Annotated in this window: 6 protein-coding genes; 3 read left to right on the top strand and 3 right to left on the bottom strand. The window is 68.8% G+C overall.

What is annotated here, in order from left to right; genetic code table 11:
* Positions 1-171: 171 nt before the first annotated feature.
* The gene (locus ABH928_RS18210; protein WP_370067593.1) at positions 172-1,473 is read right to left on the bottom strand and encodes an MFS transporter; all 1,302 of its coding nucleotides are present in this window, start codon (positions 1,471-1,473) and stop codon (positions 172-174) included.
* 257 nt (positions 1,474-1,730) lie between these two features.
* A complete protein-coding gene (locus ABH928_RS18205) occupies positions 1,731-2,198 on the bottom strand; it encodes a MarR family winged helix-turn-helix transcriptional regulator (protein WP_196193232.1) in 468 nt (155 codons plus the stop codon).
* A 136-nt stretch (positions 2,199-2,334) separates the two neighbouring features.
* Between ABH928_RS18205 and ABH928_RS18200 the strand changes: the two genes are divergently transcribed.
* On the top strand, positions 2,335-2,643 hold the full coding sequence (locus ABH928_RS18200; protein ID WP_370067567.1) for an antibiotic biosynthesis monooxygenase family protein: 309 nt from the start codon (positions 2,335-2,337) through the stop codon (positions 2,641-2,643).
* A gap of 151 nt (positions 2,644-2,794) precedes the next feature.
* On the opposite strand, the gene ABH928_RS18195 is transcribed toward ABH928_RS18200, so the two are convergent.
* Positions 2,795-4,252, bottom strand: coding sequence for an NCS2 family permease (locus ABH928_RS18195; protein WP_370067565.1), 1,458 nt, complete (start codon positions 4,250-4,252; stop codon positions 2,795-2,797).
* A 188-nt stretch (positions 4,253-4,440) separates the two neighbouring features.
* Between ABH928_RS18195 and ABH928_RS18190 the strand changes: the two genes are divergently transcribed.
* Both ABH928_RS18190 and ABH928_RS18185 read left to right on the top strand, forming a co-directional pair.
* Entirely contained in the window at positions 4,441-4,758 is a 318-nt protein-coding gene (locus ABH928_RS18190; RefSeq protein WP_370067563.1) for a DUF2530 domain-containing protein, read from the top strand.
* A gap of 10 nt (positions 4,759-4,768) precedes the next feature.
* Positions 4,769-7,132 carry an HAD-IC family P-type ATPase gene (locus ABH928_RS18185; RefSeq protein ID WP_370067561.1) on the top strand — a complete coding sequence of 788 codons (2,364 nt, stop codon included), beginning with the start codon at positions 4,769-4,771 and terminating at the stop codon, positions 7,130-7,132.
* Positions 7,133-7,190 lie beyond the last annotated feature (58 nt).

Raw genomic sequence — 7,190 nt, 5'->3', positions numbered from 1 at the left:
CCTGGGACTCCGGGGACCCACCCCACCCATGGACGCCATCTCCGTCTTCACACCCGCCCCCGAACATCGAGGCGTCCATAGAACAATTATGACACCGCACCACTCCAGGGCCAAGCCGAGGCCATCACTCACACGAGTGAAAAACCCCAGCTCAGACCCGGTTTGTACCCCCTACCGCGGCACGAGCGCGACGACTCGGCCCTCGTGTCCGAACCCGTGGATCAGGTCCAGTCGAAGCCGAAGGTTGCCGATGCGCGCGAGCACCAGCCCGATCACACCAGCGACTGCCGCCGACACCAACCCGCACGCCAGCAGGCCGATTCGGGGGCCGTACTGCTGCGTCAGCCAGCCAACGACCGGCGCGCCCAGCGGCGTGCCGCCCGCGAAGACCATCATGAACAGGCTCATCACGCGGCCGCGCATCTCCGGGGGGGTGCGCAGCTGGACCATGGCGTTCGCAGCGGTGTTGAAAGTGAGACCGAGCAGGCCGACGACCGTCAGCAGGACGGCGAAGGTCCAGTAGTCCGGGGCGAAGCCGGCCAGTGCCTCAAGCAGGCCGAACCCGAGGGCCGCGCCCACCAGCAGGCGCAGGCGCGGACGGGAACGGCGCGCCGCCAGCAGGGCGCCAACCAGCGAGCCCACTGCCAGAGCGGTGTTGAGCAGACCGTACAGGCCGGGACCGACATGGAAGACCGAGTAGGCGAATCCGGACAGCACGGTCGGGAAGTTGAAGCCGAAGGTGCCGATGAAGCCCACCAGCACGATGGGCCAGATCAGGTCCGGACGCTCCGCCACGAAGTGCAGACCCTCCTTCAACTGGCCCTTCTCGCGCGGGAGTCGCGGCGTGCGCCTGAGCTCGCTGCTGCGCATCGCCATCAGGCCGAGGATGACCGCGCCGAAGGACGCTGCGTTGACGGCGAAGGCGTAGCCCGCGCCGACAGCGGCCATCAGTGCGCCCGCGATGGCGGGGCCGATCAGCCGGGCCGTCTGGAAGTTGGCCGAGTTGAGGCTCACCGCGTTGGCGAGGTCGTTCTTGCCGACCATCTCGACCACGAAGGTCTGCCGGGCCGGATTGTCCACGACCGTCACCAGGCCCAGCAGGAAGGCGAAGACGTAGATCTGCTCGGCGCGGACCGCTCCGGCGAGGGTCAGTGCGGCGAGGGCCGCGGCCAGCAGGCCCATCGCGCCCTGGGTGAACATCAGCAGCTGCCGCTTCGGGAAGCGGTCCGAGATCACACCGCCGAAGAGGCCGAAGAGCAGCACGGGCAGGAACTGCATGGCCGTGGTGATGCCGACCGCGAAGGTGCTGCCGGTGAGGCTGAGCACCAGCCAGTCCTGTGCGACACGCTGGATCCACGTCCCCGAGTTGGAGACGACCTGACCGGCGAAGAAGTAGCGGTAGTTGCGGTTGCGCAGGGCGGAGAACATCCCGCCGCGCTTCCCGTCCGCGGACTTGCCGATGGACTTGCCCATGGACCTGCCTGCGGAGCTGTCGTCGCCGCCAGCAGTGTTCCTGCTGTCGGCGTTGCCTGGGTCGCCGGCGTTGTCGGCGCCGTCGCCGACCTCGTCGGTGGTGCTGCTGGTACTGCTGGCGCCAGTGCTACTGGCGCTCGTGCTGGTGCTGCGGTTGTTGTCGTTCGTCTTGGCTTGGGTGGTCTCAGTCTCTCCGTGCGACGAAATCAAGGCGTGCGTCCCCTGTGCGATTGTTCTTCTCTTCTCCTCCGCATGCCTCAGAGCTGCGCGAGACGTTCGAGGACGGGCGCGGCGGCGCGCAGCACCGCCCACTCCTCCTCGGTCAGGCCGGACGCGAGATCGGCGAGCCAGGCGTCACGCTTGGCCCGGCTCTGGTCGAGAATGCTCTCGGCCTGCTCGGTACTGCTCACGACGACCTGTCGGCGGTCCTGGGGATGCGGCTCCCGCCGTACCAGGCCCTTCTCCTCCAGCATCGCGATGATCCGCGTCATCGACGGCGGCTGCACATGCTCGCGCTTGGCGAGCTCCCCCGGGGTGGCACTTCCGCACCGCGCGAGCGTGGCGAGGACCTGCATCTCGGTGGGCGTGAGGGACTCCTCCACCCGCTGATTGCGCAACCGTCGGGCCAGCCGCATCACAGCGGAGCGCAGTGTTGCCACTGCGACCGCGTCGGCTCCAGCGTCGTCGGCACCACTGGCACCGTTCGACTCCCGCAACTCAGGCATATTGATTACCTTAGCTCATTACCTTTGCTAACGAAACGCGATTGCGCCCGCTGTGACCCAGGCAACTCCGCCCAGCGGACCCGCCGACGCGAACATAGCCTGGAGAGAAGGGAATCAGCCGAATGAGGTGATCGGCATGCTCTCGGAGAACAAGCACTGGGCCTCCGGAAACTGGCAGGTCAGTGACGGCAAGACAGAGGAGTTCATCGAGCGCTGGCGCGCCTTCCTCACCTGGACCCGAGACGAGAACAAGGGCTTCCTTGGCGCGCGCCTCATCCGCGACCTGGCGAACCCGAGCCACTTCGTCTCGTTCGCTTCATGGGAGGACCTGGCCACCCTGCGTGCCTGGCAGGGGCGGCCCGAATTCGCAGAGAGCGTCGCCGCCTGCCGGGCGCTCTGCGACGACGTGCGCAGCGGCGTCTACGAGCTGGCTGTGGACGTCTGATCCGCGCTGAGCCGCACCGGGGACCTGGCGGGCGAACCCCGAAACGCCAAGAGGCGGTGGCCCGGTCAGGGTCCACCGCCTCTCGATCGGTTCGAACCGCCATTGACGTTCGAACCGCGAAGCTCACTGCGCGAGAGTCACTGTGCTCAGCTCACTGAGCGAGCCCCAGCGAAGGCATCAGGTAGTAGAACGTGAACACCGCCGCCACCGCGTACAGCGGGATCGGGACCTCGCGCCCACGACCCGTCACCAGGCGCAGTAGGCAGAAGACGATGAAGCCGATCCCGATTCCATTGGTGATCGAGTACGTGAACGGCATGATGATCATCGTCAGGAACGACGGGATGGCGATGGTGAAGTCCGCCCAGTCGATCTGGCCGATGCCGCTGGACATGATCAGGAAGCCGACCACCAGCAGCGCCGGGGTGGCGGCCTGGGTCGGCACCATGGTGGCCAGCGGGGTGAGGAAGAGGGCCGCGACGAAGAAGAGGCCGGTGACGACGCTGGCCAGGCCTGTGCGGGCGCCTTCGCCGACGCCCGTCGTGGACTCGGCGAAGCAGGTGCCAGCGGAGCTGGAGGTGACACCGCCGGTCAGGGTGGCGATGCCGTCGATCATCAGGACCTTGCTCATGCCCGGCAGGTTGCCCTGCTTGTCGAGGAGGTGGGCCTCCTCGGACACCCCAAGGACCGTGCCCATGGCGTCGAAGAAGCAGGACAGCAGCACGGTGAAGACGAAGAGGATCCCGGTCAGCACACCGACCTGGCTGAAGCCGCCGAAGAGACTGACCTTGCCGAGCAGGCCGAAGTCGGGCGTCGCCACCGGGTTGTGCGGGAGGACCGGGACGGTCAGGCCCCAGCTGGCGTCGGGGACGTGAGCCACCTTGTCGATGACCATGGCCAGCACCGTGGCGACCACGATGGAGATCAGGATCGCGCCCGGGACCTTGCGGACGATCAGGATCAGGGTCAGCAGCGCGCCGATGACGAAGACGAAGGTCGGCCAGCCGTTCAGGTGACCGTTGCTGCCGAGCTCCAGCGGGACCGTGGTGTGGGCGGCGTCCGGAATGCGGGTGACGAAGCCGCCGTCGACCAGGCCGATCAGCGCGATGAAGAGGCCGATGCCGATGGCGATGGCCTTGCGCAGGCTGAGCGGGACCGCGGCCATGACGCGTTCGCGCAGGCCGGTGGCGACCAGGAGCATGATCGCGATACCGGCCAGCACCACCATGCCCATGGCGTCCGGCCAGGTCATCTTGGGGGCGAGCTGGAGGGCGACGACGCTGTTGACGCCCAGGCCCGCGGCGAGCGCGATCGGGACGTTGGCGAAGACGCCCATCAGCAGCGTGGTGAACCCACCGGTGACCACAGTGGCGGTGACCAGCTGGCCGCTGCTCAGGTGCTGGCCGAACTTGTCCGTCGCCGAGGACAGGATGATCGGGTTCAGCACGATGATGTACGCCATCGCGAAGAACGTGGCCGCGCCGCCGCGGATCTCCCGGGCGAAGTTGGATCGCCGTTCGGAGATCTTGAAGTAGCGGTCCAGCGCGTTGCGCGGTGGCTGAGATCCGGGGTCAGCGGGCGCGGTCGTGGCGGAAGCCGACGAGGTCATGGGGGCAGGGTTCCTAGCGCTTCGGTCGTCACGGCCCGGAGGTGCTCGCCTCGACGGGCGAGGTCACTCGGGCAGGGCGGACCGCTCTGTCGTTCGAACCCGTCCAGTATCAAATAAACAAAATGTTTTGGCTATCTGCGCGCGTAGATTAGAGGAACATCTAAAGCGGTACGCTCAGGACTGTGAAGATGCCCGGGCTCGTGAAGAAGACGGCGAAGCTGCCCGCCGCGCCGCCGATGGAGGCGAACGACGTCGCCATCGTCACCGGCGGCACGGTGCTGTGGCTGCTCGGCTTCCTCGTGCTGATCCCGTTCCACAGCTCACTGGCGGCGCATGGCAAGGGCGACTGGCCGTGGATCTGCCTGGCCGGGTTCGCCCTCGGGCTGCTGGGCATCTGGTACTGCCGCAGGCGGCGCGACGCGATCCGCGCCGCGCGGGAACGGGACGCCGGGCGGGAGAGCGCCGAGCGGCGCGCCCCGCAGGCGCAGGAGGAACCCCCCGCCTAGGGTCGGCGCTATGACCAGCACGCTCCCCACCCGCACCGGACTCAGCACGGCCGAGGTCGCGGAGCGTGTCGCCAGAGGTGAGGTCAACGACGTACCGCTGCGCTCCAGCCGGTCGACCGGAGAGATCGTCCGGGCCAACGTCTTCACCCGGTTCAACGCGATCATCGGGTCGCTGTTCGTCGTCATCATGGTCGTCGGGCCGATCCAGGACGGGCTCTTCGGCTTCATCATCGTGGCCAACACCGGCATCGGGATCATCCAGGAGCTGCGGGCCAAGCAGACCCTGGACAACCTGGCGGTGATCGGCGAGGCCAAGCCGCGGGTCCGCCGTGACGGGGTCACCCGGGAGCTGAGCAACGGCGAGATCGTGCTGGGCGACCTGGTCGAGCTGGGGTCCGGCGACAAGATCACCGTCGACGGCGCGGTGGCCGAGGCCGACGGGCTGGAGATCGACGAGTCGCTGCTGACCGGCGAGGCGGACCCGGTGCTCAAGCATCCGGGCGACCCGGTGCTCTCCGGCAGTTTCGTGGTGGCCGGGGGCGGCGCGTTCACCACCACCAAGGTGGGGCGGGCGGCCTACGCCGCGCAGCTGGCCGAGGAGGCGAGCCGGTTCACGCTGGTCGAGTCGGAGCTGCGCAGCGGCATCAACACCATCCTGCGGTACATCACCTACCTACTGGTCCCGACCGCGATCGGACTGGTGATCAGCCAGCTCTACGTCTACGGCAGCGACTTCCGCGAGGCGGTCCGGCGGATGGTGGCCGGGATCGTGCCGATGGTGCCCGAGGGGCTGGTGCTGCTGACCTCCGTCGCCTTCGCGATCGGCGTGGTGCGGCTCGGGCGCCGGCAGTGCCTGGTGCAGGAGCTGCCCGCGATCGAGGGGCTGGCCCGGGTGGACACCGTCTGCCTGGACAAGACCGGCACCCTCACCGAGGGCGGCATGGACGTGGAGCGGCTGACGCCCCTGGACGGCGCACGTCCGGAGGCGGTGGAGCGGGCGCTCGGCACGCTCGGCACGGCCGATGCGCGACCCAACGCCAGCATGCAGGCGATCATGGATGTCTACGCCGCACCCGAAGGCTGGCAGGTGCGGCAGGCGGCCGCGTTCTCCTCGGCGCGCAAGTGGTCGGGTGCCGAGCTGGCGGAGCCGGACGGGCAGGTCGCCACCTGGCTGCTGGGCGCGCCCGACGTGCTGCTGCCCGCCGGGCATCCGGCGCTGGCCGAGGCGGACGAACTCGGCACGCAGGGACTGCGGGTGCTGCTGCTGGGGCGCACGCCCACCTCCCTCGACGACCCGGATCCGGCGCGCGACCTGGTGCCGCAGGCGCTGGTGGTGCTGCGGCAGCGGGTCCGGCCCGACGCGGCTGAGACGCTGCGCTACTTCGAGCGGCAGAACGTCTCCGCCAAGGTGATCTCCGGCGACAACGCGCTGTCGGTCGGCGCGGTGGCGGGCTCCCTCGGACTCCCCGGTGCGGACGACCCGATGGACGCCCGGAAGCTGCCGAAGAGCAACACGAGCGAGCTCGCCGACGCGGTGGACCACCACTCCGTCTTCGGCCGGGTCACGCCGCAGCAGAAGCGGGACATGGTCGGCGCGTTGCAGTCGCGCGGGCACCATGTCGCGATGACCGGCGACGGCGTCAACGACGTGCTGGCGCTGAAGGACGCGGACATCGGCGTGGCGATGGGTTCGGGCAGCGAGGCGACCCGGGCGGTGGCGCAGATCGTGCTGCTGGACAACCGGTTCTCCACACTGCCTTTGGTGGTGGCCGAGGGACGCCGGGTGATCGGCAACATCGAGCGGGTGGCCAACCTGTTCCTGGTCAAGACCGTCTACGCGGTGCTGCTGGCGCTGGCCACGATCATCTGCCGGGTGCCGTACCCGTTCCTGCCGCGGCACTCGACCGTGCTGAGCGCGCTGACGATCGGCACGCCCGCCTTCTTCCTGGCGCTGGCGCCCAACAACGAACGGGCGCGGCCGGGGTTCGTCAGGCGGGTGCTGCGCTTCGCCGTTCCGGCCGGGATCATCGCGGGGGCGGCGGCGTTCACCTCCTACATGCTGGCGCGGTCGGACCCCGCCACCGGCCAGGTGGCGGACACCAGCACGGCGACGCTGACGCTGTTCATCGTGGCGCTCTGGGTGTTGGCGATCATCGCCCGGCCGTACGCGCTGTGGAAGATCGTGCTGGTCGCGGCGATGGGGGCCGGATTCGTGCTGGTGATGACGGTGCCCTGGGCGCAGAACTTCTTCCAGCTCCAACTGGTCGGCGTGCGCGACCCGTTGACGGGGGCGCTGATCGGCGTGGGGGCGGGCGTGCTGCTGGAGATCGTCTGGCGGTTCGTCAAGAACGCACTGCCGCAACCGCGCCGCTGATCCCTGCTGCCCGAAAGCCCAACAGCCGCAGAGCAGCCACCCAGCAGCCGCCGAGCAG

The sequence above is a fragment of the Streptacidiphilus sp. MAP5-3 genome (assembly GCF_041262505.1).
Taxonomy (GTDB): Bacteria; Actinomycetota; Actinomycetes; order Streptomycetales; family Streptomycetaceae; genus Streptacidiphilus.
This window is presented reverse-complemented; position numbering and strand designations above follow the sequence as displayed.

Excerpts from the sequence above, each read along its gene's own strand:
- ABH928_RS18210 (WP_370067593.1), bottom strand. The coding sequence starts at position 1,473 with ATGGGCAAGTCCATCGGCAAGTCCGCGGACGGGAAGCGCGGCGGGATG.
- ABH928_RS18205 (WP_196193232.1), bottom strand. The coding sequence starts at position 2,198 with ATGCCTGAGTTGCGGGAGTCGAACGGTGCCAGTGGTGCCGACGACGCT.
- ABH928_RS18200 (WP_370067567.1), top strand. The coding sequence starts at position 2,335 with ATGCTCTCGGAGAACAAGCACTGGGCCTCCGGAAACTGGCAGGTCAGT.
- ABH928_RS18195 (WP_370067565.1), bottom strand. The coding sequence starts at position 4,252 with ATGACCTCGTCGGCTTCCGCCACGACCGCGCCCGCTGACCCCGGATCT.
- ABH928_RS18190 (WP_370067563.1), top strand. The coding sequence starts at position 4,441 with ATGCCCGGGCTCGTGAAGAAGACGGCGAAGCTGCCCGCCGCGCCGCCG.
- ABH928_RS18185 (WP_370067561.1), top strand. The coding sequence starts at position 4,769 with ATGACCAGCACGCTCCCCACCCGCACCGGACTCAGCACGGCCGAGGTC.